The organism is Mycobacterium celatum (genome assembly GCF_002101595.1).
Lineage (GTDB): Bacteria > Actinomycetota > Actinomycetes > Mycobacteriales > Mycobacteriaceae > Mycobacterium > Mycobacterium celatum.
Window position 1 is genome coordinate 1 of record NZ_LQOM01000040.1, and the last position, 21,032, is coordinate 21,032.

The following is a 21,032-nucleotide window of genomic DNA, read 5'->3' on the forward strand; positions in this document are numbered from 1 at the left end:
CAGGCGCAGTGGAATCAGGCGATGGCCGATCTGGTGCGCGCCTATCACGCGATGGCCGGAACCCATGAGACCAACACGGTGTCGATGCTGGCCCGCGACCAAGCCGAAGCCGCCAAATGGGGCGGCTGACCGGAGTCGAAGGTTAGATGGGCAACCAGCCTAACGCCGTCGAGCTGACCGTCGAGCAGGCGTGGTTCATCGCCGAAACCGTTGGCGCGGGCACATTCCCGTGGGTTTTGGCGATCACCACGCCCTACACCGACGCCGGCGAACGGGGCGCATTCGTCGAGCGGCAGGCGAGCGAACTGGCCCGGATGGGTCTGCTGTCCGCCGACGGCGCGGTCAACTCCGCGGTGGCCGACTGGATCCGGGTGGTGTGTTTCCCGGAGCGGTGGTTGGACCTGCGTTACGTGGGACCCGCCAACGACTCCGGGCCCGGGGAGATGCTGCGCGGCATCATCGCGCGGCGCGGCGACAAAACCGTTGTCGCGCTGCGCAATGCGCAGCTGGTGACGTTTACGTCGATGGAAATCGACGACGCACGGGCGCTGGTGCCCGTGCTCGGAGTCGGGCTGGCGCACCGACCGCCGGCGCGGTTCGACGAGTTCAGCATGCCCGCCCGGGTGGGCGCGAGGGCCGACGAGCGGTTGCGTAACGGCACGCCGCTGGCCGAAGTCCTTGAATACCTGGGCATTCCGGAGTCCGCGCGGCCCATGGTGGAGTCGGTGTTCACGGGCCCGCGCAGCTACGTCGAGATCGTCGCCGGTTGCCGCCACGACGGCCGGCACGCCACCACCGAAGTCGGGATGAGCATTGTCGACACCACGGCGGGCCGGGTGCTGGTCAGCCCGTCGCGCGCCTTCGACGGTGAATGGATCTCGACGTTTCGCCCCGGCACACCGTTCGCGATCGCCATGGCGGTCGAACACCTGACCGCAACCCTGCCCGACGGTCAATGGTTCCCGGGTAAGCGGTTGTCCAGAGACTTCAGCGTCCAATCGACTTAACACAAGAGAGAAAGAGAATCCATGTCCCACCAAATCCCGAGGACCCGCTGATGTCCAGCGCCGTGATGCCGATCGTCCGGGTCGCCATTCTCGCCGACAGCCGGCTGACCGAGATGGCCCTGCCCGCCGAGCTTCCGCTGCGCGAAATCCTGCCCGCGGTCCAACGTTTGGTGGTTCCCACCGGTCTGGACGGTGAGGTCGACGCTGTCGACGGAGAGCCGGCCGCGGACACGGCGACACCCGCGCGGCTCAGCCTTGCCCCGATCGGCGGCGCGCCGTTCAGCCTGGATGCCAGCCTGGACACGGTCGGTGTCGTCGACGGCGACCTGCTCGCGTTGCAGCCGGTGCCGCCCGGCCCGGCCGCGCCGGGCATCGTCGAGGACATCGCCGACGCTGCGGTGATCTTCTCCGCCTCGCGGCTGAAGCCATGGGGCATCGCGCACGTTCAGCGCGGGGCGCTGGCTGCGGTCATCGGGTTGGTGCTCGCCGCAACCGGTTTGGCGGCCGCCCACCGTGCGGTCAGCGGCGCGCCGGCCGGGCTGATCGCGGTCGGCGCGATCGCGGTCCTCACCGCTCTGGCCGGCTTGCTGGCGCGCTCACCGCGGGCCGGTACGGTCTTGTCCGCGGCGGCGTTGGTGCCGATCGCTGCCGCGTTGACCTTGGCGGTACCGGGCGGTTTCGGGCCGGCGCACGTGATGCTGGCCGCAGCGGGTGTTGCGGCATGGTCGCTGATCAGCATCATCCTTCCGCGTCGGGAACGCGAACACGCCATCGAATTCTTCACCGCCACAACAGTTCTCGGGGTCGGCGTATTACTGGTGGCCGGCGCTGCGTCACTGTGGCAGCTGCCGATGCTCACTCTGGGCTGCTTGCTGATCGTGGTGGCACTGTTCGTCACCGTCGAGGCCGCCCAACTGTCCGCGCTATGGGCGCGGTTCCCGCTGCCCGTCATCCCGGCGCCCGGCGACCCCACCCCGTCGGCGCCGTCGATGCGGGTGCTGGAGGATCTGCCGCGCAGGGTTCGGATCAGCGACGCGCACCAGACCGGCTTCATCGCCGGCGCGGTGTTGCTCAGCGTGCTGGGCTCGGTGGCCATCGCGCTGCGGCCGGAGACACTGGCCGTGTGGGGCTGGTACGTCGTCGCGGCCACCGCGGCTGCGGCCACGCTGCGGGCCCGGGTCTGGGATTCGGCGGCTTGCAAGGCATGGCTGCTTGCGCAGCCGTACCTGCTGACGGTGGTGCTGCTGGTGCTCTACGCGGCGACTGCGCGTTACGTCGCCGCACTGTGCGCGGTGCTGGTGCTGGCCGCGCTGGTGCTGGCCTGGGTGGTGGTCGCGCTGAACCCGCCGATCGCCGAACCGGAAAGCTATTCGCTGCCGCTGCGCCGGGTGGTCGGCTTCGTCGCGTCGGGCATCGACGCGTCGCTTATCCCCGTCATGGCCTACCTGGTCGGGATCTTCAGCTGGGTACTCAATCGATGATTCGTGCCGGATTCGCTTGTGTCGCCGCGGTTCTGGTAGCGGCGGTGTGGTGCTGTCCACCAGCCGCGGCGATCAGCCCGCCGGTGGTCGATCCCGGCGCCCAGCCGCCCAACGGCGCGCCCGGGCCCGTGCAGCCGATGGAGCAGCGCGGCGAATGCAGCACCGCCGGCGTCATCCCCGGCACCGATCCCGGCGCCGCCACGCCCAACCAAACGATGATGGATCTGCCTGCGGCGTGGCGGATTTCGCGCGGCGACGGCCAGTTGGTGGCCGTTCTCGACACCGGGGTCCGGCCGGGGCCACGGTTGCCCACCGTCGAACCCGGCGGCGACTACCTGGAATCCAGCGACGGCCTCACCGACTGCGACGGGCACGGCACCCTGGTTGCCGGGATCATCGCCGGCCAGCCCAGCGATGACGGCTTCGCCGGGGTCGCGCCCGGAGCGCGGCTGCTGTCGTTGCGCACCGCGTCGGCGAAGTTTTCGCCCCGCATGCCGGGCGGCGATCCGACGTTGGCGCAGGTGACCTTCGACGTCACGGCGCTGGGCCGGGCCATCGTGCACGCCGCCGACCTCGGCGCGCGGGTGATCAACATCTCGGCGGTCAGCTGTCTGCCCGCGGACCGCAGCGTCGACCAGGCGGCGCTCGGTGCGGCGATCCGGTACGCGGCCGTCGACAAGGACGCGGTGATCGTGGCGGCCGCCGGCAACAGCGGGCCGACCGGCTCGATGGCCGGCGGCACCGCGTGTGAGTCCAACCCCCTGACCGATTTGAGCCGGCCGGACGATCCGCGCAACTGGGCGGGCGTCACGTCGGTGTCGATCCCGTCGTGGTGGCAGCCCTATGTGCTCTCGGTGGCTTCGCTGACGCCGGACGGTCAGCCGTCCAAATTCACCATGGCCGGCCCGTGGGTCGGCATCGCGGCGCCGGGCCAGAACATCGTGTCGGTGAGCAACCGCGACGACGGCGGGCTGGCGAACGGCTTGCCCAATCAGCGCCAGCAATTGATTCCGTTGAGCGGCACCAGTTATGCGGCCGGGTATGTGTCCGGTGTGGCAGCGCTGGTGCGCAGCAAGTATCCCGAGTTGACGGCCGAGCAGGTGGTGCGCCGCCTGACCGCAACCGCGCACAACGGGTCCCGGGCGCCGTCCAATGTGGTGGGTGCCGGCAGTGTGGACGCGGTCGCGGCCCTGACCTGGGAGCTGCCTCCGGCCACCAAATCCGATGCGGCGCCGGCGAAGCCGATCGCCGCACCGCCGGAGCCGGCGCCAAAGAATCACACCCCGCTGATCGTCTCGGGAATCGGAACCGCGGCGTTCGCACTGGCCGTCGTGGGCGCTGCCGCGATCGCGGCGCGCCGTCGAAAGGAGCTCACCTCGTGAGGCAGTCACTGACCGGGCGGATCAGCCTGGTGCTGCTGGCGGTCGTGGCCGCAGCCATGGCCTATCCGTGGCATACCCCGCGTGAGCGCTGGGCACTGGGCATCGCGATTGCCGCGGTGCTGCTACTGCTGGCCTGGTGGCGCGGAATGTTTTTCACCACGATGCTGCGCCACCGGCTGGCGATGCTGCGCCGCAATCACATGCGCGCCCCGGCGGCCCGCCCGGGCATCGACGTGCGCACGACCGCGTTGCTGCGGATCACCAACCCGCCAGAGGGTGAACCGGACCTGCTGCCGCTGCCGCTGATCGCGCGATACCTGGACCGCTACGGAATCCGCGCCGACGCGGTCCGCGTCACCAGCCGGGAAACAGAGGACGACAACGGTATGCCGCAGCGGGACACCTGGATTGGGCTGACCCTGTCGGCCGCCGACAACCTTGTGGCGCTGCAGGCCCGCTCGTCGAGCATTCCGTTGCACAAGACCGCGGCGGTCGCGGTGCGCCGGCTCGCCGACCACCTCCGCGAGATCGGCTGGGGGGCCGGCCCGGTGGAACCCGACGACGTCCCGACGTTGTTCGCGCGGCCCGCCCGCGAAACCTGGCGCGGCGTCAAGGAAGCAAGCGGCGATTACGTTGCGGCATACCGGGTCAACGCCGACGAGACGCTCCTGGACACCCTCGCGGTGATCAGGTCGTATCCGGCTCGCGAAACATGGACCGCGCTGGAAATCGCCGGCGCGGCGGGCGACCAGACGCTGGCGGTCGCGTGCGCGTTCCGCACCAATGCCCATCCCGCCGGCGGCGCACCGATATCCGGGCTGACTCCGCAATCCGGTAATCACCGTCCCGCGCTGGTGGCATTGGATCCGACGTCGACCGAAAGGCTCGACGGTCACGCCGCCTTGCCCGACGGTCTACTCGGACAGCTGCGCTGGCCCAGCACCGCGGCACGGCAGTCACGGCCGCGGCATGCGGCCGTCTAGCCGAACATGAACCCGTGCAGGAACCCGGTCATCCGGCGCAGGTACTCCAGCTGGCTGATGTGCATGAGGTGACTGCCCGGGAACCAGTGCAGCGCACAGCGATTCCAATGCTCCCATAGCATTTCAGCTTGCTGTGGCGGTGCGAACCGATCACCCAGGCCGGTGATGATCAACCTGCGGTCCATCGGCACCAGCGGCCGGTAGTTCAGCGGGCAGTGGTAGGACAGCGCAGCGGCCAACTCGTCGCGGTGAATCTCGCTGCTCCGCAGCCCCAGCTCAACGAGCTTGTTGGCCGGGAACCAGTCGTCGAACATCGTAATCGGAGTGACTACAGGGCAATTGGGGACGACGGCCTCGAGCCTGTCGTCGACCGAGGCGATCAACGCCGACGTGTAGCCGCCGAGCGAAATCCCCGTGAGCGCGATGCGCTCGACGCCGGTGTGACGCAAATAGTCCAGCACCGAGCGAAAGTCATACACAGCTTGCGCGCTTGCCTCGGCGAATCCGGTCAGGCCGCGGGAAAAATAGCCGTAGCCGCTGAACGGTGAATACTTTTCGGCCCTGCGCCCGTGAAACGGCAAGGTGTAGAGCAGAACGTCGTAGCCCGATTCGAAATACCACGGCAAGGAGAAGAACAGCCCATTGAGCAGGTAGGACGACCCCAGGAAGCCGTGGATGACGCAGAGCGTCGGGCGCGGCCCGTCGTCGTGGCGCCAATGCTGTGCCCGCACGACGTTGTTGCGGCGCAATGTCCGCCACGGCTGACGCAGCCCCGGGTTGACCGCCTCGAAGCCGCTGGCGAAGGCGATGTTCTCGACGGTGCCGTGCGCGATCCGCTGTGCAACTGGGTTGGCCGGCTGCGACGACACCCGCGGCGGCGTCGTCGGGGCCGGAAAGGACTTGGCCGGATCGCGATCGGCGGCCAGCTCGGCGTAGAAGCGCAGGTTGTCCCGCTCGCGGCGGATTTCGCTGCGCCGTAAGGTAGTAGCCAGAACCGGCGGCGTCATCGCCACAGCGAGCATGGTGGCGACGGCGGTACGCATCCCGAGGTCGCTGACCGCGGACCCCTCGACGATCGCGCGTTGCCGCCACGGCAGCGCCGACAGCTCCGGCAGTCCCTCGGCGCCCGCGTCGGCGCCCGGCACCTCGGGCAGCGGGATGGGCGGGCCGGCATCGGACGTCATCGTCGAGTGCCCTCTTTGCTGGGGAAGAAAAGCGTAGCCGCATTCTCATAGAACACGGCGCGCAACCAGTCGTCGTCGATTCCGGGCAATTCGGTGAGCCAACGCATCGCATCGGAGTAGCGGTAGGGAATGTTGGGATAGTCGCTGCCGAACAGGATGCGGTCCCCAAAGTGTCGCAGCCGGGGCAGCTGAGCGGTCGGGAACGGCATTTGTTCCTCGACGAACGGGGTGAAGGCCATCGTGGTGTCCAGTCGCACGTCGGCCGCGCGCTCGCAGACGTCGAGAAACTCTGCGTATTCCGGCATTCCCATGTGCGCGACGATCAACCGCAGCCGCGGGTAGCGGCGCAGCAGTCGGCGGATCGGTTCGGGCCCGGTGTATTCGCCCGGCACCGGACCGGACCCGCAGTGAATGACGACCGGAACGCGGGCGTCCTCGATGAGACCCCAGACTCGGTCGAGCAGTGGGTCGTTCGGCTGGTAACGACCGACTTGGATGTGTGCCTTGAAGACCCGGGCGCCGTCGCGGATCGCGGCCTCGACGTAGTCGGCGGCGTCTGGCTCGGGGTAAAACGTCGCGGTGGCAAGGCAATCCGGTGTGGACCGGGCGAACTGGACGGCCCACTGGTTCAGCCAGGCGGCCATCTGCGGCTTGTGGGGGTAGACCAGCGCGGTGAAGCCGCGGACCCCGAATCGCCGCAGCATCTCGACCCGCCGGGATTCGTCGGCCCGGTAGGTGATGGGCCAGTGCCGGCCGACCAGCGGACCCGCGGAGTCGAAGTAGTTCCACACCTTGTCCATCACCGATTTCGGCATGAAATGGGTGTGTACGTCGACAATCCCGGGCAAGCCCAAGGCGGACCAGATCCGTCGGACACCGGCGGCGTCGTCTTCGTCAGTCATCTCCACCTCGACTCGTCTACGTTGTCTATACCAGTCGGCACACGGGCCGTTGATCGGGAGGACAGACATGTGGGATCCGGACGTCTATCTGGCCTTTGCGGATCAGCGCGCCCGCCCCTTCTACGACCTGCTGTCATGGGTGGGCGCCGAGCGTCCGCGCCGTGTCGTCGACCTGGGCTGCGGGCCGGGCAACCTGACGCTGCAGCTGGCCCGGCGCTGGCCGGACGCGGTGATCGAGGCGCTGGACAACTCGCCGGAGATGGTCGCCGCGGCCCGGGAGCGGGGTGTCGACGCCTCCGTCACCGATCTGCGCAGCTGGACGCCGCGGCGCGACACCGACGTGGTGCTCAGCAACGCCGTCCTGCAGTGGGTGCCCGAGCATCCGGAGCTGATGGTCCGCTGGGCGGGGCAGCTGGCGGCCGGCTCGTGGATCGCCGCCCAGATGCCCGGCAACTTCGAGACCCCGTCGCACGCTGCGGTGCGTGCGTTGGCGCGCCGCGAGCCGTACGCAAAGGCGTTGCGGGACGTGCCGTTTCGGGTGGGCGCGGTGGTTCACCCGCCGGCCTATTACGCCGAGCTGCTGATGGACGCCGGGTGCAGCGTCGACGCCTGGGAAACGACGTATTTGCATCAGCTGCGCGGCGAGCATCCGGTGCTGGACTGGATCAGCGGCACCGCGCTGCTGCCGGTGCGTGAGCGGCTCAGCGACGCCGAGTGGGAGCGGTTTCGCGCCGACCTGATCCCGCTGCTCGCCGACGCTTATCCGACCCGGCCCGACGGGATCACGTTCTTCCCGTTCCGGCGGGTGTTCGTCGTCGCCCAGGTCGGCGCCCGTTGAGTGTGCATCCAGGGCGTCGAGCGTGAACTCTGGGCGGGAAAAACGATCCGGGCCCGCCCTGGTCGCACCCTCGACGCCGTCAATGCACAGTCGATCGACGACAACGTCTATTGCGGCAGGCCCAGTTCCTCGGCCTCGGCGCGGTAGCGGTCCACCCACTCGTCAGAGCGCTGGTCGGCCTGGCGCTCCAGCACCGGCGCGGGCGCCAGGCGCGGATCGAGCCGGAGCGCTTCGAGCACCGCGGCCACGATCGAGGTCAGGTTGCGCCACAGCACCGGGTAGGCGACGTCGATCGGGTCGATCTGCTCCTCGGCGAACCAGTTGCGCCAGCCGGTCTCCTGCTCCCGCAGGATCGTGACGATGTGGGCGATCGCGCCGGCGTGGTAGACGGCCCGCGAATCCCGTTCCGGGTCGGGGCGGCCCCGCCACACCCGGGTCTGTACCGCCCGCCAGAACGACACCGCCTGCGAGACCACGTCCGGCCGATACACGTGCACGAAAACCGGCTCGGTGCCGATGACGTCGCGGATCGCCGCGCGCAGGCCCTCACCGGTGCGGTCGGGCAGCCCCGCCGCCCGCTCCTGCAGCAGCGACGTCTGGTTCCACATCAGCTTGCCGCCCCAGACACCGTTGGGTGTGCGGCCCGAGCTGCGGATGTGCTCACGCCAGGCCACCGCGGACGCGGTATCCGGCGTGCCCGGCTCCAGCGGATCGAGCAGCCGCAGAATCGTGGGGTCCTCGACCCCGGCGAACCATTCCCGCGGCTGCGGGGCCATGCCGGTGCTGGGCAGGTACTGGAAGAACTCCTGCGGCTCGCCGGCACATCCGGTCGCGCGGAGCGACTCCACCAGCAGCGTGCTCCCGCTGCGTTGCGAGGCGAGCACCAGGTACGACGTCGGGACCGAGGACATTACTTCTTGACCTCGTCTTCGATGCCGCGCTCGGCGGCGATCGCCGACCGGCTGGTCGGCACTTTGGCGTGGATCCGAAGGTAGGTTTCGGTGTAGCGCGCCGCTATCCGGGTGCCGGCGAAGTCCGACGGGATGACGTCGCCGGTCTGCTGACGCCACTCATGCAGCAGCACAGCCAGATCGGCGGCAATCGCATCGGCATGGCCGGTGTCGTCGCTGCCCAGCAGATTGTTGGTCTCTGTGGGATCCCTACGCAGGTCGTAGAGTTCGCGTCCCGGCCGCGGTGCGGTGACCAACGGCGCCACCGCGTGTCCGGACGGGCTCTCCTCGATGTCCCACGGCAGATCCAGCAGCGGGCGATGTCCGTAGTTCTCGATGTAGCTGTATTCCTTTGTGCGAATTGCCCGTATCGGATCGAAGGAGTCGTGATAGGTCTTGGCGGTGTAGACGTGTTCGCGGACCGGGGTGGTGTCGTCGGGCGTCAGCAGCGCCCGGGCATGGGAGATGCCTTCGATGTCGTCGGGCTCGTCGACGCCGAGCAGACCCAGCAGCGTGGGCACCAGGTCCACGCCGGAAAACATCTCGTCGTAAACCCTTGGCGCGAGCCGTATTCGGGTGGGCGGACGGATGATCATCGCGATGCCGGTGCCGGCGTCGTACAGCGTGGACTTCGCGCGGGGGAACGCCGGGCCGTGGTCGGTGAAGAACACCACCCAGGTCGTCGCGTCGAGGCCGGTGGCAGCCAACGTGTCCAGGATCCGACCGACCGCGGCGTCGGCGGTTTTGATCGACCCGTAGAAGTCGGCCATGTCCTGGCGGACTTCGCCGGTGTCGGGTAGATAGTCGGGCAGGGCGACGGTGGCGGCGTCGGCCGGTTCGTAGCGGTCCCGCGGATAGGGCCGGTGAGTTTCGAAGAACCCGGCCGTCAGGAAAAACGGTCGGCGCCCGGCACGCTCACGCAGCCATTGCTCGGTCCGCTCCACCACGTACTCGCAGTAGGAGTTCGACACGTCGAATTCGTCGAAACCCAGCCGAGACGGAAACGACGTCTCGTGCTGCATGCCGAAAAGCACCGAGTACCAACCGGATTCGGAGAGAATGTCCGGCAGGGTGCGCACGCCGGAGCGGTACTCCCAGCCGTGGTGGGCCAGGCCGACCAGCCCGTTGCTCTGCGGGTAGCGGCCGGTGAACAGCGATCCGCGCGACGGCGAACACAGCGGCGCGGTGGCATGTGCCCGGGTGAACAGGATGCCCTCGTCGGCCAGCCGGTCCAGCCGGGGACTCGAGACATCGGTGTGGCCGTAGACGCCCAGATAACGACCAAGGTCGTGCCAATGCACGACCAATACGTTGTCGGGCGTTTCGTCACTGTCGCTGATCGCCGCCACCTCCCCAGCTGTTCTCGGACACGAACTCGGCCAGCGGCCGGGCAAACGCCCAGCCGTCCAATTCCAGCGCCGGCCGGTCGGGAAAATCGGGTACCGGCCCCAAGCACAGTATGGCCACCGGTTCGGCGTCGGCCGGCATGGACAGCAGAGCCGCCAGCCGCTGCGGATCGAACAGCGACACCCAGCCCATCCCGAGACCTTCGGATCGCGCTGCCAGCCAAAGGTTTTGGATTGCACACGACACCGACGCCAGATCCATCTGCGGCAGGGTGCGCCGCCCGAAGACGTGGGCTTCCCGGCCGTCGCGCAGAGCCACCACCAGCAGCTCGGCGCAGTCCAGAATGCCCTCGACCTTCAGCGCCAGAAATTCCTGGGCGCGCCGGCCCAGCGCGTGCGCGGTGAGCAGCCGCTCCTCGTCGACCAAGGCGTGGATGCGTCGTCGCAGCGAGCCGTCGGTGATCCGGATGAACCGCCACGGCTGCATCAGCCCGACGCTGGGCGCGGCATGCGCGGCCTGCAGCAGGCGCGCCAGCACGTCGTCTGCAACGGTGCTGCCCGGCACGAACCGGCGCATGTCGCGGCGCTCGCAGATCACGCGGTAGACGGTTTGCCGCTCGAGCGGGCTGAACGCGTGATCATTCACAGGGGCCATCGTAGAAACCCATCCCTGCTCGAGAAGACGCAGACTCGCACGATTGCCGCCCGAACAGTGCGATTCTGTGTCTGCTGGGCGTCGGGAGAGGAGTCCCATGATGAAGTTTCCTGAATCGCTCGACCAATTGCCGACCAATGGTGCCGCCGGGCGGGTCTACGGCGAGCCGTACCGTACCGCCGATGGCGCCACCGTCATCCCGGTCGCCAAGATCCGGGGTTCCACCGCCACACCGCTCGGCGTGTTTGTCGTGGCCGGGGACAGGGCTTCCTGGGTCGCGGCCGTCGACGCCAATCGCATCGCGCTGATCGGCGTGCTCACCGGTCTGCTGTCGGCCGTAATCGCCAGCCTCGCGGTGCTGCGCCGTCCACCCTGGCCGGACCTGTCTGTGCCTCACCACCGCTACGGCCGGTAGGTGACGCCGACCGCGCGGAACACGTATTCCGGCGGCATGTCGAAAGCCAGCGACCGGCGGGGCAGTCCGGTGAGCACGTCGCCGGGGATGGCGGTTTTGTAGTGCAGCGACAGCTGCCCGTTGAACGCCGGATCCACCCGCCCGACGTCCAGCTCGACCTGCAGACCCGTCGGCGCGAGTTGCGCAGTCGCCGGGCCGGTCTGCGGCGCGTCCCAGCGGACGTCGACGGTGGGACCGGCCAGCTTCGGGAGCGACGACAGGGTGGCCAGCACCCGCTGGGAGGTCAACACCAGGGAGCCGACGTAGCTGGCGACGCTGTGCGACGACCGCAGGCCCGGGATGGCGCCGCTGAATCGCCGGGTGATCGCGACATAGTCGGCGAGGTAGACGACTCCTTCGGCTTCGACCTCCGCGCGGACGTCGGCTGGCAGCTTGCCGATACCGAACAGCCTTCGGACGATGACTGCCATGCGCCCAGTATGACCACGGTGCCGGTGCTAGTGCTCGCGGCTGCTGGTAGCCGGCTGGCCCGCCACTCGCTTTGTCACCTCGGGCAGCGGTGCGGCGATGCGTCCTTGCACGGGAGCACCGTTGCGCACAGCGGGAACGACGACCCGTTTGGTGTCGGGCTTGAGGTCGCCGGGCGCACCGCGTGCACCGGGCATGGCGGTCGGGGGCATCATCGGCACCGCGCCCACCCCGCCCCTCGGCGAGGCCAGGGGCTCCGGCGGTCCCGGCGCCGCGGGCGCGGTCGGCGACGACGCCGGGACGGTACCGGTAGACGGGGTCGGCGGCGGCCCGAGCACCGCCGTCGGCACGGTGGCGTCGAATCCGCCACTGCCCAAACTGCCACCGCCGCTGGGTAATTCGTCCAGGTCGTCGAACACTTCCTCGGGCATGGGCTCGGTGTCGGCCGCGTTTCCCTGCAGACCGCTCATGCCCATCTGCATGGCCTGCTGGCCGGCTTGGGCGGCCTGTTGCGGGGCTTGGGCCAGCGGTTGCAGGGCGCCGCCGAGCGCCCCGGCGATTGCGCCGGCGATGCCGGACGCCAGCTGCGGAATCTGCTGGGACATCTGGTTCGGATCCGAAAGCCCGTTCAGCCGCGCGGCCGAGTCTTCTTCGTTGCCGGGGAATTTGGCTTCCGCGTCGGCAGCTTTGAGGCCGCGCTCGGCCTGGCCGGCCAGCGCGTCGGCGAAATCGGACGGGACGCCGATGTTGGCCGCCGCACCCAACGTTGCCAGCAGGTTGTCGACGATCGAACCGGGCCCGGGAACGGCAGTGGGCGGGATCGGTGGCGGCGGCGTATTGGCCGCGGCAGCGGCGGCGTAATCCGCTGGTGAGGCGCGCAAGTCGGGGCTCATGTCGGCTCGCGTAACAGTGCGACAACCTGATCACGGCGCACGGTGGGCCGCGTGAATACCGCGTCGATGCCGTGCTCCGCAGCGAACTGGCGGGCGGATCGGTCGAGGCCCTCGGCGTCGAGCACCTTTTGGACCGCGTCGAGGATGTCCTGGCCGTACATTGCGGCCTTGGCGCTGGCCCGGCTCTGGCAGTCCGCCAACACGCCGACAAGCCCGTCGAGTTTGGCCGCCGGGGAATCTTTACTGCCCTCGATCCGCCGGATTCGGCTCTCTCCGTCTTCGGCGATACTGGTGAGCTCCGCGCGCAGTTCACGCACCGCGTCGTGTGCGGATTCGAAAGCCGCCCTTTTGATCTCGTTCTTCTCCGCGATGCTGTGGGCATGGTCCTCGCCGCGCCGGAACGCATCGTGCACGTCGTCGGCGGTCACGCCGGCCTGGTCGGCTAGTGGCCCAAAGCGGGCCTGGCACAGCCGGTCTCGCAGATCCTGGTAGGCGGCAGCGACATTGCCGCATTCGGCCGAAGCATTCGCGACGATCGCCACGTTCGAACCCGACGGCCACACATGACCGACCAGGATCTGCGAATAACGGCCGGGCGGGAAGTCCGACATTCGCCGATGCTATCGCCGCCGCCGGAAAGCGCTATTCAGCTTTTGGCGCTGTGCACACGCAGCCGCAACCGGAACCGCACGAACAGGGTGGCCACCATTCCCAGCAGCACCAGCATGCCGACGTCGAGCACCCAGTAGTGCAGCGAATGCGTCCACAGCCGGTCGGTGGGCACCAGCGGCTCGATCGTGCGCAGATCGACCGTCGACGCCGAGGCCGCGAAGCCCCATCGCGCCGGCAGCAGCCACGAGACCTGGTCCAGACCCGTTCGGCCGGTCACCGGAATCAGCCCGCCGGCCATCACCATCGACACCATGATCGCCACCACCAGCATCGGCAGCACCTGCTCGGTGGACCGGGCCAGGGACGACAACGCCAGGCCCACCATCGCCGAGACGATCGCCATCAACGCCAGCGTCACGTACAGCTCGGTGACCGCGTGCACCGGCCCGTTGCCCAACAACACCGCGCCGCGGGTCGGCATGCCTTTGCCGACAGCCATGATCGCCGTGAGGATCGCGGTCTGCACCACCGCTGCGGCGCTGAACACGACGACCTTGGCCCCCAGATACGCCGTCGCCGACAGCCCTACCGCCCGTTCGCGCTGGAAGATCAGCCGTTCCCCGACCAGGTCGCGAATCGTGAGCGCGGTCCCCATGAACACCGCGGCGATATTCAGCAGGATCAGGATCGAGTTGGGTTCATCCGTGTCCGGCGGGGCATGACCGAAGCCGGTCTTGCCGGGTACCGCCAGCGACAGCGTGCCCAGCACGAAAGGCAGCAGCGCCAGGAACGCGAAGTATCCGCGGTCGGCGGCGATGAGCCGGGTCTGGCGGCGGGCCAGCGTGAAAACCTGCCGTCGCCGGCCGGTGCGCGGCGGGCTGCCCAGCGGCGCTGCGGCGGCCGTCGGGGGGCGTCGGGGGGCGGGGGGATGCCGTGCCAGGAAGGCCTGGTGCACCCCGTCGGGGTCGGTGCTGACCCGGGCGAAGATGTCGGCCCAGTCGGTGCTGCCCATCGCCGGCCCGATCTCGGCGGGCGGGTCGGCGAACGCGGTCTTGCCGCCGGGGGCCAGCAGCAGTATCTGGTCGCACATGTTGACGTAGGTCAGCGAGTGGGTGACGACGATGACCACCCGGCCGGCGTCGGCCAGCCGGCGCAGCATCGTCATCACCTGCCGGTCCAGCGCCGGGTCCAGCCCGGACGTCGGTTCATCGAGGATGAGCAGCGACGGGCCGGTCAGCAGTTCCATCGCCACCGATGCGCGCTTGCGCTGCCCGCCAGAGAGCTTGTCCACCCGCGTCTTTCGGTGCGGGGTCAGGTCCAGCTCGTCGAGGACCCGCTTGACCACTCGGCGACGGTCGTCGGCCGAGGTGTCCGGCGGAAGCCGCAGTTCGGCGGCGTAGCCCAGCGCCTGTTCGACGGTGAGTTGGCGGTGCACCACGTCGTCTTGGGGGACCATCCCGATCCGGGAGCGCATCGACGCGTATTCGGCGTGCACGTCGTGTCCGTCGAACGTGACCACGCCGGCGGTGGGTTGCGTTGTGCCGCCGACCAGTTTGACCAGCGTGGATTTCCCCGCGCCCGACGGCCCGATCACCGCGGTCAGGGTGCCCGGCCGGGCGGTGAACGACACGTCGGTCAACAGCGGATGACCGTCGATGGTCAGCGCCAGCCCCTGTGCGGTCAGTCCGCTGCTGCGCGCCTGTGCAACCCGTGGGACCAGGGTGTGGCCCGACGCCACCAGGTCGGTGTTGCCGACGGTGACGACGTCGCCGTCGCGCAGCAGGGTGCAGGTGATCGGGGTGCCGTTGACGAATGTGCCGTTGCTGCTGTGGTTGTCGCGGATCTCGAGACCGCCCGGGGTGGACACCAGCACCGCGTGCACCCGGGATGCCAGCGCGTCGTTGACGACGATGTTGTTGGTCTTGGCGCGGCCGATGGTCGCCGAACCGGCCGGCGCAGATCCCGGCCGCGGCGGTCGCCGCAGCCGCATGGTGCGTTCCCGGAAAGCCGTTTCGGTGGGCCGTGTTTGGGGTCCTGTGCGTCGCTGCGGAGGCCGTGTCGGGGTGGGCAGGCTACGTAGCGTGCGCGGGTTGCGGGGTTCGGGCGCTGCGCTGGACGTGGCGACGCGGAATGTCAGCTGCGGCCCGTGCGGGCTGCCGAGCGTGATGCGCTGACCGTCGCGGACGCTGACCAGCGGCACGCGTACGCCGTCGGCGTAAACCCCGTTCTGGCTCTTGTCGACGACAACCCACCGTCCGCTGTCGAACCGCAGAATCGCGTGAACGCGCGAAATCAGCGCCAGGTCGGCGGGGTCGCCGTCGTGCAGACAGATGTCGCAGTCACGATCGCGGCCGACGACGACGTCGCGTTCGGCGGGAAAGGTGTACATCGCCGAACCCAGCCAGACGGTCAACGGCAGCTCGCTCGGCCCGTTCACCAGGGCGAGCCGGGTCGTGTTGCCTTCGTCAGACTGCGTCATCTCGTGCTCTCATAAACCTCGCGATCAATTTGCTGTGAAGACGACGCCGTCAGCGTTTGTCATTGCTGGACAAGGACATCGGTTGCCGATCATATAGACCGAACCTGCGATCGGCGGGACGCGACGGCTGTGTCGCGGCCGCGCAGTGACCGGATCGAAGCTCAACTTTTACTTGACGCTGAGATTGTTCGGCGTCGACGATGAAACGGTGCGCCGACTGCTGGGTTCGCTTTGCGCTGCGCTGTGCGCGACCGCCGTGACGCTGGCCGGCGCACCGCCGGGCGCTGCGGTCGGCGCGCCGTGGTTCGCGCCGTCCGTCGGCAACGCCACCCAAGTGGTTTCGGTTGTGGAGTGGGCGGTTCGAACGCCAAGATGGACGTCTATCAGCGCACCGCCACCGGCTGGCAGCCGATCGGCGCGGGGATCCCGACCCATATCGGGTCGGCGGGGTTGGCGCCGAAGGCCAAAAGCGGCTACCCGGCCACACCGATGGGCGTCTATTCGCTGGACTCCGCATTCGGCACCGCGCCCAATCCTGGCGGCGGACTGCCGTACACGCAGGTCGGGCCCAACCACTGGTGGAACGGCGACGATCACAGCCCGACCTTCAATACCATGCAGGTCTGCCAGAAAGCGCAGTGCCCGTTCGACACGGACGCGAGCGAGAATCTCGAAATCCCGCAGTACAAGCACGCGGTGGTGATGGGCGTCAACAAGGCCCGCCGGCCCGGCGACGGCGCCGCGTTTTTCTTCCACACCACCGACGGCGGGCCGACGGCGGGATGCGTGGCGATCGACGACGACACGCTGGTGCAGATCATCCGGTGGCTGCGGCCCGGTGCGCTGATCGCGATCGCGAAGCAATCAGGCTAGGGCGCGACCGGGCTTCACCTTGAAGTCGAGGCCCGCCAACGACATTGTCGCCTCGTAGGTGCGGTCATAGCCCGTCGCGCTGATCTTCCAGCCGTCGGCGGTGCGCCGGTAGCGGTCGCGGTAGAACGCCGCGCCGATCAGCATGAAGTCGAACTCGGCGACGATGACGCGGTCCTGCAGATACCAGGTGCCCGACGCCTCGTCGCCGCTCACCGTGATCTCGGGATGGGTGACCCGGTGTTCGGTGATGATGCCCGGTCCCAGTGCCGAGCGCATGTAGGCGACCAGATCGTCGCGGTTGGTGAAGTGGTGCTCCTCGCCGACTGACGATCCGTAGTCGCCCTTTACGTCGTCGGTGAGGGTGTCCGCGAAGTCGTCCCAGTGCTTGGTGTCCAGCGCCCGCAAGTAGCGGTACTTGACCTGTTCGATGGCTGCGATGTCGTCGTGCGGGCTCATCACGACATTTGAGCACAGCGCTGCAGGTAGTGCGTCACCATGTCGATCAGCGCGCGACGTTCCCGCTGCCAGTCGACGGGCACGCCCATGATCATCTGGGCCAGCACCACGCCGCGCAGCGCGGCCCAAATCACCTCGGCCACACCGTCATTGGCAGGATCGTCGGTAATCAGCCGACCAAGTTGATTGATCGCCGCGTTCATCTCGACCAGGTGTCGGCGCGAACTCTCGCCCCAGCGGGTGGCCCGCAGAATCTCGAACGCGGCCAGCGAAGCGGGGCTGGAATAACAGCTCCAGGCGGTGTCGACGACGACCTCGATGCGTTCTCGCAGCGGCAGTTCGCCGACATCGGCCGCCGACAGCGAGTCCAGCAGCTTGGCCACGCCGTCGTCGACGACGGCCATCAGAAGACCGTTGCGGTCGCCGAAGTGGTACTGGATGACGCCCCACGTCACGCCGGCGCGTTCGGCGACATGTTTGGCGGTCGCGGCCCCGAAGCCCTCCTCGGCGATGCAGCGGACGGTTTCGTTGATGATCTTCGCGCGGGTGTCGTCGCCGCGTTTGCGGGGCGCGCTGGTCTGCCGTGTGGGCGCGGCACCTGCGTATATGGACATTGTTGACTTTATAACATAGTACTGACTATTTTTGGGCTGGTGAGCCGATCCCGCTATGCGCGGCTGTCCCGTGAGCAGCTCGCCGTTCTGGTCCCCGAGCTGCTGCTGATCGGGCACATGATCGACCGCTCGGGGATGGCCTGGTGCATCCAGGAATTCGGCCGCGAGGAGATGCTGCAGATCGCGATCGAGGAGTGGGCCGGCGCCAGCCCCGTGTATACGAAGCGCATGCAGCGGGCGCTGAACTACGAGGGTGACGACGTGCCCACCATTTTCAAAGGCCTGCAGCTAGACATCGGTGCGCCGCCGCAGTTCATGGATTTCCGCTACACGGTCCAGGACCGCTGTCACGGCGAGTTCCACCTCGACCACTGCGGCGCGCTGCTCGACGTCGAGCCGATGGGCGACGAATACGTCTTCGGCATGTGCCACACCATCGAGGACCCGACGTTCGACGCCACCGCCGTGGCCACCAATCCGCACGCGCAGATGCGCCCTCTCCACCGGCCGCCGCGGGTGCCGTCGGACCGGCATCCGCATTGCGCGTGGACGGTGATCATCGACGAGTCGCATCCGCCCGCGGAGGGCATCCCGGCACTAGATGTTGTTCGTCAAACCCGTGCTGCCACATGGGAACTCGACGCGATCGACCGATCCGATGAGGGGCTAGCCGACTACTCGGGCCCGCTAGTCTCCGACCTGGACTTCGGCGCCTTCTCCCATTCGGCGCTGGTGCGCATGGCCGACGAAGTGTGCCTGCAGATGCACCTGCTGTATCTGTCGTTCGCGATCGCGGTGCGGGCGAGGGTCAGTTCCGACGTGGCCACCTCCGTGGGCACCCGTCAGCTGATCGGCGTGGCGGGGCTCGGTGCGGAGCGCATTCACCGGGCGCTGTCGATGCCAGACGGTGTCGAGGGCGTATTGCGGGTGCTCGAGCTGCACCCGCTGCTGAATCCGGTCGACTACGTCGACGCCGAGGTGACGGATCGGTTGGTCGTGCGGCGGTCACCGGCGCACGACGACGGTGCCTGGATCTCGTTGTGTTCACCAGGGTCGGTGCAGCCGCTGCAGGCCATCGCCACCGCGGTGGATCCGCACGTCGAGGTGCAGGTCGGCGGGACGAGCACCGACTGGACCGCCGAGTTCACCCAAACCGACACCGCAGCAAGCGAACTGCCCGAGGTCGCGATAGCCAAGGTCAGCGGCGGTTCGACGTTCCAATTCCAGCCGAGGCGATCGCTACCGCTCACCGTGGTCTGAGTTCATTCTGCGTCCACCATGGTGGCTACTCGAACTTTTGCGTGGTGACCGCAGAGTCAACGCTCGGCCACTGTCTCGCTTAGGTGACACAACCGCATCGACCGGATTCCAACCACGATGTGTCTGACCTTGATCGGCCCCGACCACGGATATGGTGAACGCTGGCCGCCGACCGCTGACGACGCAAGGTATTCGCTTTATGTACGACCCGTTGGGGTTATCGATCGGGACCACAAACCTAGTTGCGGTGCGTAACGGGAGTCCACCCGTGACGCGCCGCTCGATGTTGACCGTATTTCCTGATCGCGCACCACAACTCGGCGTGCCCACCGAGAACGCGGACCCGGCCGGCATCGGCACACTGATCAGCGGCTTCGTCGAGCGGGTCGGTCACTCGGAAGCCGTTGTATCCGTTGGTGGGTCGACCCATGACCCGGCGCTGTTGCTGGTGGAGGCTCTCGACGCAATGATCTCGGCGGCTGGGGCCGACGCCTCGACATCGGAGATCACGATCGCGGTTCCCGCACACTGGGAACCTCAAGCCGTGCAGGCGTTGCGTGACGCGCTGCGCACCCACCCTGGTTTTGTCCGAAGCGGCATCGCTCCACGGCTGGTGTCCGATGCCGTCACCGCATTGATCGCGTTGAATTCCGGTGCGCGCCTGCCCGCCCGCGGTGTGGTCGGCCTGCTTGATTTCGGCGGAGCCGGCACCAACATCACCTTGGCCGACGCCGGCTCCGGCTTTGCGCCCATCGGCGAAACACTTCGCTACTCAGAGTTTTCCGGCACGCACATCGACGATGCACTGCTGGTTCATGTCCTGGATGCGGTCGGCCACACCGATCAGGCCGATCCCGAGAGCACCGCGGCGGTGAGCCAGCTCGATCAGCTGCGAGAGGCATGCCGCAAAGCCAAGGAGCGGTTGTCCACCGAAACGGTGACCGCGGTGGACGCCGAAGTCCCCGGACGTCGCGCCACCGTCCAAGTGAGCAGGGCCCAGTTGGAGACGCTGATCGAAGATCGGCTCAGCGGTGTGTTCTCCGCATTCGACGAGGCGTTGTCCCGGAACAAGATTGACCGGGCGGATCTCGCGGCGGTGGCGATGGCTGGCGGTGGAGCCAGTATTCCACTTGTGGCCCAACGGCTTTCGTCTCACGCCAAATTGTCGGTGGTGACTGCTGTGCAGCCTGCGCTGGCCATGGCGGTCGGTGCGGTGATGCTTGCTTCACGCGAGCCGGCCGAGGAACAAGCGGACGAGGTCCAGCCGGCGACCGCGATGGCCGCAATGGCGAGCGCGGCCACCGGCAGCTTCGCCGCGAACACCGGCACGTTCGACGCGCCGACCGGCGGCTTCGGCACCGGCTCCTTCGGAATCCCCACCGACGGCGCGTTTTTCGACGAGGAGCCGTCGTCGACACTTCCGAAGGCGGAACTGGCCTGGTCGGAGGCCGACGACTCCGGAGACGAGCCGCTGTTTTACACCGGCGACCCGTACGACGACGGCGGGAGCGCCCCACCGTCGCAGTACCTGCCGGCATTCCAGCCCGACGAAGAGCGGTCACGGCGTCGACACCGCTTGCCGCAGTTGCTGTTCGGCCTGAGCGCACTGGTCGCGATGTTCGCGATCGGCGGCGTGGCGTATTCCTTGACCAGCACCACCGGCCACCAGGCTCCGCCCGCGCCGACCAGCCGCACGGCGGTGCCTCCTCCGCCGCCGAGCTCTCAGCCGCCGTCGCCGAGTCCGGCGCCGCCCCCGCCGCCCAGCGCCGCGCCGACGCCGAGCGCCGCACCGCCACCACCTACCACCGAGGCACCTCCGCCGCCTCCGCCGCCGGTGACCACGACGTACCGTCCGCCGCCGAGTACCACCACACCGCAACCCACGACGACCACCACGACCACGACGACGACCACCACGACCACTACACCGCCGCCGTCGTCGACCACGACCACCACCACGACCACGGTGCCGATGACCACCGAATACCTGACCATCCCGTTGGTCCCGGTGCCGATACCGGTACAGGTCCCGCAGAACCAGGCCCCGGCGCCGCAGAACCCGTTCCTAAACCCCGGCGGTTAACCGCGGGTTCCGTCCCGGTTTCTTTTCGGTAGTTGCCGAGTAGGGTGGAATTGCCCGGTTCGGCGGGGCTGACGCCGTCCAGCTAGCCCTTGAAGTAACGCCGCACAGAGCAGCGGCGACGAAGTAGGTAGGCGGCCCGCGCGGTGCACTC

The 21,032-nt window shown here is 68.3% G+C and carries 19 protein-coding genes and 2 pseudogenes; 10 read left to right on the plus strand and 11 right to left on the minus strand.

All coding sequences use genetic code 11. The features are described 5' to 3' along the window. The 5 genes and pseudogenes from AWB95_RS17820 to eccE form a co-directional block, all read left to right on the plus strand. Positions 1-129, plus strand: a pseudogene (locus AWB95_RS17820) (WXG100 family type VII secretion target); the annotation flags it as partial. Between the two features lie 17 nt (positions 130-146). Beyond that, positions 147-1,007, plus strand: a complete 861-nt coding sequence (locus AWB95_RS17825) for an ESX secretion-associated protein EspG (RefSeq protein ID WP_085168475.1) — start codon at positions 147-149, stop codon at positions 1,005-1,007. A gap of 50 nt (positions 1,008-1,057) precedes the next feature. Continuing rightward, positions 1,058-2,488 carry a type VII secretion integral membrane protein EccD gene (gene eccD / locus AWB95_RS17830; RefSeq protein ID WP_099539798.1) on the plus strand — a complete coding sequence of 477 codons (1,431 nt, stop codon included), beginning with the start codon at positions 1,058-1,060 and terminating at the stop codon, positions 2,486-2,488. Continuing rightward, complete coding sequence (mycP, locus tag AWB95_RS17835; protein WP_085168477.1) at positions 2,485-3,870, plus strand: type VII secretion-associated serine protease mycosin; 1,386 nt, start codon at positions 2,485-2,487, stop codon at positions 3,868-3,870. Before eccD ends, mycP begins: the two co-directional genes overlap by 4 nt. After that, complete coding sequence (gene eccE / locus AWB95_RS17840; protein ID WP_249025638.1) at positions 3,867-4,853, plus strand: type VII secretion protein EccE; 987 nt, start codon at positions 3,867-3,869, stop codon at positions 4,851-4,853. Before mycP ends, eccE begins: the two co-directional genes overlap by 4 nt. Here eccE and AWB95_RS17845 read toward each other — a convergent pair. Both AWB95_RS17845 and AWB95_RS17850 read right to left on the minus strand, forming a co-directional pair. Then, positions 4,850-6,037, minus strand: a complete 1,188-nt coding sequence (locus AWB95_RS17845) for an alpha/beta hydrolase family protein (RefSeq protein ID WP_062538218.1) — start codon at positions 6,035-6,037, stop codon at positions 4,850-4,852. The genes eccE and AWB95_RS17845 overlap by 4 nt on opposite strands. Next, complete coding sequence (locus tag AWB95_RS17850) at positions 6,034-6,939, minus strand: amidohydrolase family protein (RefSeq protein ID WP_062538224.1); 906 nt, start codon at positions 6,937-6,939, stop codon at positions 6,034-6,036. Before AWB95_RS17850 ends, AWB95_RS17845 begins: the two co-directional genes overlap by 4 nt. Positions 6,940-7,006: 67 nt before the next feature. Here AWB95_RS17850 and AWB95_RS17855 point away from each other — a divergent pair, with 67 nt between their 5' ends. Then, on the plus strand, positions 7,007-7,777 hold the full coding sequence (locus AWB95_RS17855) for a trans-aconitate 2-methyltransferase (RefSeq protein WP_062538219.1): 771 nt from the start codon (positions 7,007-7,009) through the stop codon (positions 7,775-7,777). A 107-nt stretch (positions 7,778-7,884) separates the two neighbouring features. Here the strand turns inward: AWB95_RS17855 and stf0 are convergent, their stop codons facing one another. From stf0 to bluB, 3 genes are read right to left on the minus strand one after another with little or no spacing between them, the layout of a single operon-like run. After that, on the minus strand, positions 7,885-8,688 hold the full coding sequence (gene stf0 / locus AWB95_RS17860; RefSeq protein ID WP_062538220.1) for a trehalose 2-sulfotransferase: 804 nt from the start codon (positions 8,686-8,688) through the stop codon (positions 7,885-7,887). Further along, a complete protein-coding gene (locus tag AWB95_RS17865) occupies positions 8,688-10,067 on the minus strand; it encodes a sulfatase family protein (RefSeq protein WP_085168496.1) in 1,380 nt (459 codons plus the stop codon). The genes stf0 and AWB95_RS17865 overlap by 1 nt, the downstream gene beginning before the upstream one ends. Continuing rightward, complete coding sequence (gene bluB, locus AWB95_RS17870) at positions 10,054-10,728, minus strand: 5,6-dimethylbenzimidazole synthase (RefSeq protein ID WP_062538221.1); 675 nt, start codon at positions 10,726-10,728, stop codon at positions 10,054-10,056. The genes AWB95_RS17865 and bluB overlap by 14 nt, the downstream gene beginning before the upstream one ends. Before the next feature lie 100 nt (positions 10,729-10,828). Between bluB and AWB95_RS17875 the strand changes: the two genes are divergently transcribed. After that, positions 10,829-11,143: a hypothetical protein gene (locus AWB95_RS17875; protein WP_062538225.1), complete on the plus strand. Its 315-nt coding sequence runs from the start codon at positions 10,829-10,831 to the stop codon at positions 11,141-11,143. Here AWB95_RS17875 and AWB95_RS17880 read toward each other — a convergent pair. The 4 genes from AWB95_RS17880 to AWB95_RS17895 are packed head-to-tail and all read right to left on the minus strand — an operon-like array spanning position 11,131 to position 15,505. Continuing rightward, the gene (locus AWB95_RS17880) at positions 11,131-11,613 is read right to left on the minus strand and encodes a mitochondrial porin family protein (RefSeq protein WP_062538222.1); all 483 of its coding nucleotides are present in this window, start codon (positions 11,611-11,613) and stop codon (positions 11,131-11,133) included. The two genes, AWB95_RS17875 and AWB95_RS17880, sit on opposite strands and share 13 nt — an antisense overlap. Before the next feature lie 27 nt (positions 11,614-11,640). Then, complete coding sequence (locus AWB95_RS17885; protein ID WP_238600956.1) at positions 11,641-12,504, minus strand: hypothetical protein; 864 nt, start codon at positions 12,502-12,504, stop codon at positions 11,641-11,643. Next, positions 12,501-13,115, minus strand: a complete 615-nt coding sequence (locus AWB95_RS17890; protein WP_062541894.1) for a hypothetical protein — start codon at positions 13,113-13,115, stop codon at positions 12,501-12,503. Before AWB95_RS17890 ends, AWB95_RS17885 begins: the two co-directional genes overlap by 4 nt. 35 nt (positions 13,116-13,150) lie before the next feature. After that, a complete protein-coding gene (locus AWB95_RS17895; protein WP_139818523.1) occupies positions 13,151-15,505 on the minus strand; it encodes an ATP-binding cassette domain-containing protein in 2,355 nt (784 codons plus the stop codon). A gap of 298 nt (positions 15,506-15,803) precedes the next feature. Between AWB95_RS17895 and AWB95_RS17900 the strand changes: the two are divergent. Beyond that, positions 15,804-16,468: pseudogene (locus AWB95_RS17900) on the plus strand (L,D-transpeptidase family protein). Here AWB95_RS17900 and AWB95_RS17905 read toward each other — a convergent pair. Together AWB95_RS17905 and AWB95_RS17910 are read right to left on the minus strand one after the other, a co-directional pair. After that, complete coding sequence (locus tag AWB95_RS17905; RefSeq protein WP_099539794.1) at positions 16,460-16,942, minus strand: nuclear transport factor 2 family protein; 483 nt, start codon at positions 16,940-16,942, stop codon at positions 16,460-16,462. The pseudogene AWB95_RS17900 and the gene AWB95_RS17905 overlap by 9 nt on opposite strands. After that, on the minus strand, positions 16,924-17,538 hold the full coding sequence (locus tag AWB95_RS17910) for a TetR/AcrR family transcriptional regulator (RefSeq protein WP_062539630.1): 615 nt from the start codon (positions 17,536-17,538) through the stop codon (positions 16,924-16,926). The genes AWB95_RS17905 and AWB95_RS17910 overlap by 19 nt, the downstream gene beginning before the upstream one ends. A gap of 39 nt (positions 17,539-17,577) precedes the next feature. Between AWB95_RS17910 and AWB95_RS17915 the strand changes: the two genes are divergently transcribed. Both AWB95_RS17915 and AWB95_RS17920 read left to right on the plus strand, forming a co-directional pair. Further along, complete coding sequence (locus AWB95_RS17915; RefSeq protein WP_062539629.1) at positions 17,578-18,798, plus strand: hypothetical protein; 1,221 nt, start codon at positions 17,578-17,580, stop codon at positions 18,796-18,798. A 199-nt stretch (positions 18,799-18,997) separates the two neighbouring features. Continuing rightward, on the plus strand, positions 18,998-20,881 hold the full coding sequence (locus AWB95_RS17920; protein WP_085168478.1) for an Hsp70 family protein: 1,884 nt from the start codon (positions 18,998-19,000) through the stop codon (positions 20,879-20,881). Positions 20,882-21,032 lie beyond the last annotated feature (151 nt).

Coding starts and splice junctions, on each gene's coding strand:
- AWB95_RS17825 (WP_085168475.1), top strand. CDS start 147: ATGGGCAACCAGCCTAACGCCGTCGAGCTGACCGTCGAGCAGGCGTGG.
- eccD (WP_099539798.1), top strand. CDS start 1,058: ATGTCCAGCGCCGTGATGCCGATCGTCCGGGTCGCCATTCTCGCCGAC.
- mycP (WP_085168477.1), top strand. CDS start 2,485: ATGATTCGTGCCGGATTCGCTTGTGTCGCCGCGGTTCTGGTAGCGGCG.
- AWB95_RS17845 (WP_062538218.1), bottom strand. CDS start 6,037: ATGACGTCCGATGCCGGCCCGCCCATCCCGCTGCCCGAGGTGCCGGGC.
- AWB95_RS17850 (WP_062538224.1), bottom strand. CDS start 6,939: ATGACTGACGAAGACGACGCCGCCGGTGTCCGACGGATCTGGTCCGCC.
- AWB95_RS17855 (WP_062538219.1), top strand. CDS start 7,007: ATGTGGGATCCGGACGTCTATCTGGCCTTTGCGGATCAGCGCGCCCGC.
- stf0 (WP_062538220.1), bottom strand. CDS start 8,688: ATGTCCTCGGTCCCGACGTCGTACCTGGTGCTCGCCTCGCAACGCAGC.
- bluB (WP_062538221.1), bottom strand. CDS start 10,728: ATGGCCCCTGTGAATGATCACGCGTTCAGCCCGCTCGAGCGGCAAACC.
- AWB95_RS17875 (WP_062538225.1), top strand. CDS start 10,829: ATGAAGTTTCCTGAATCGCTCGACCAATTGCCGACCAATGGTGCCGCC.
- AWB95_RS17880 (WP_062538222.1), bottom strand. CDS start 11,613: ATGGCAGTCATCGTCCGAAGGCTGTTCGGTATCGGCAAGCTGCCAGCC.
- AWB95_RS17885 (WP_238600956.1), bottom strand. CDS start 12,504: ATGAGCCCCGACTTGCGCGCCTCACCAGCGGATTACGCCGCCGCTGCC.
- AWB95_RS17890 (WP_062541894.1), bottom strand. CDS start 13,115: ATGTCGGACTTCCCGCCCGGCCGTTATTCGCAGATCCTGGTCGGTCAT.
- AWB95_RS17895 (WP_139818523.1), bottom strand. CDS start 15,505: ATGTACACCTTTCCCGCCGAACGCGACGTCGTCGTCGGCCGCGATCGT.
- AWB95_RS17910 (WP_062539630.1), bottom strand. CDS start 17,538: ATGTCCATATACGCAGGTGCCGCGCCCACACGGCAGACCAGCGCGCCC.
- AWB95_RS17920 (WP_085168478.1), top strand. CDS start 18,998: ATGTACGACCCGTTGGGGTTATCGATCGGGACCACAAACCTAGTTGCG.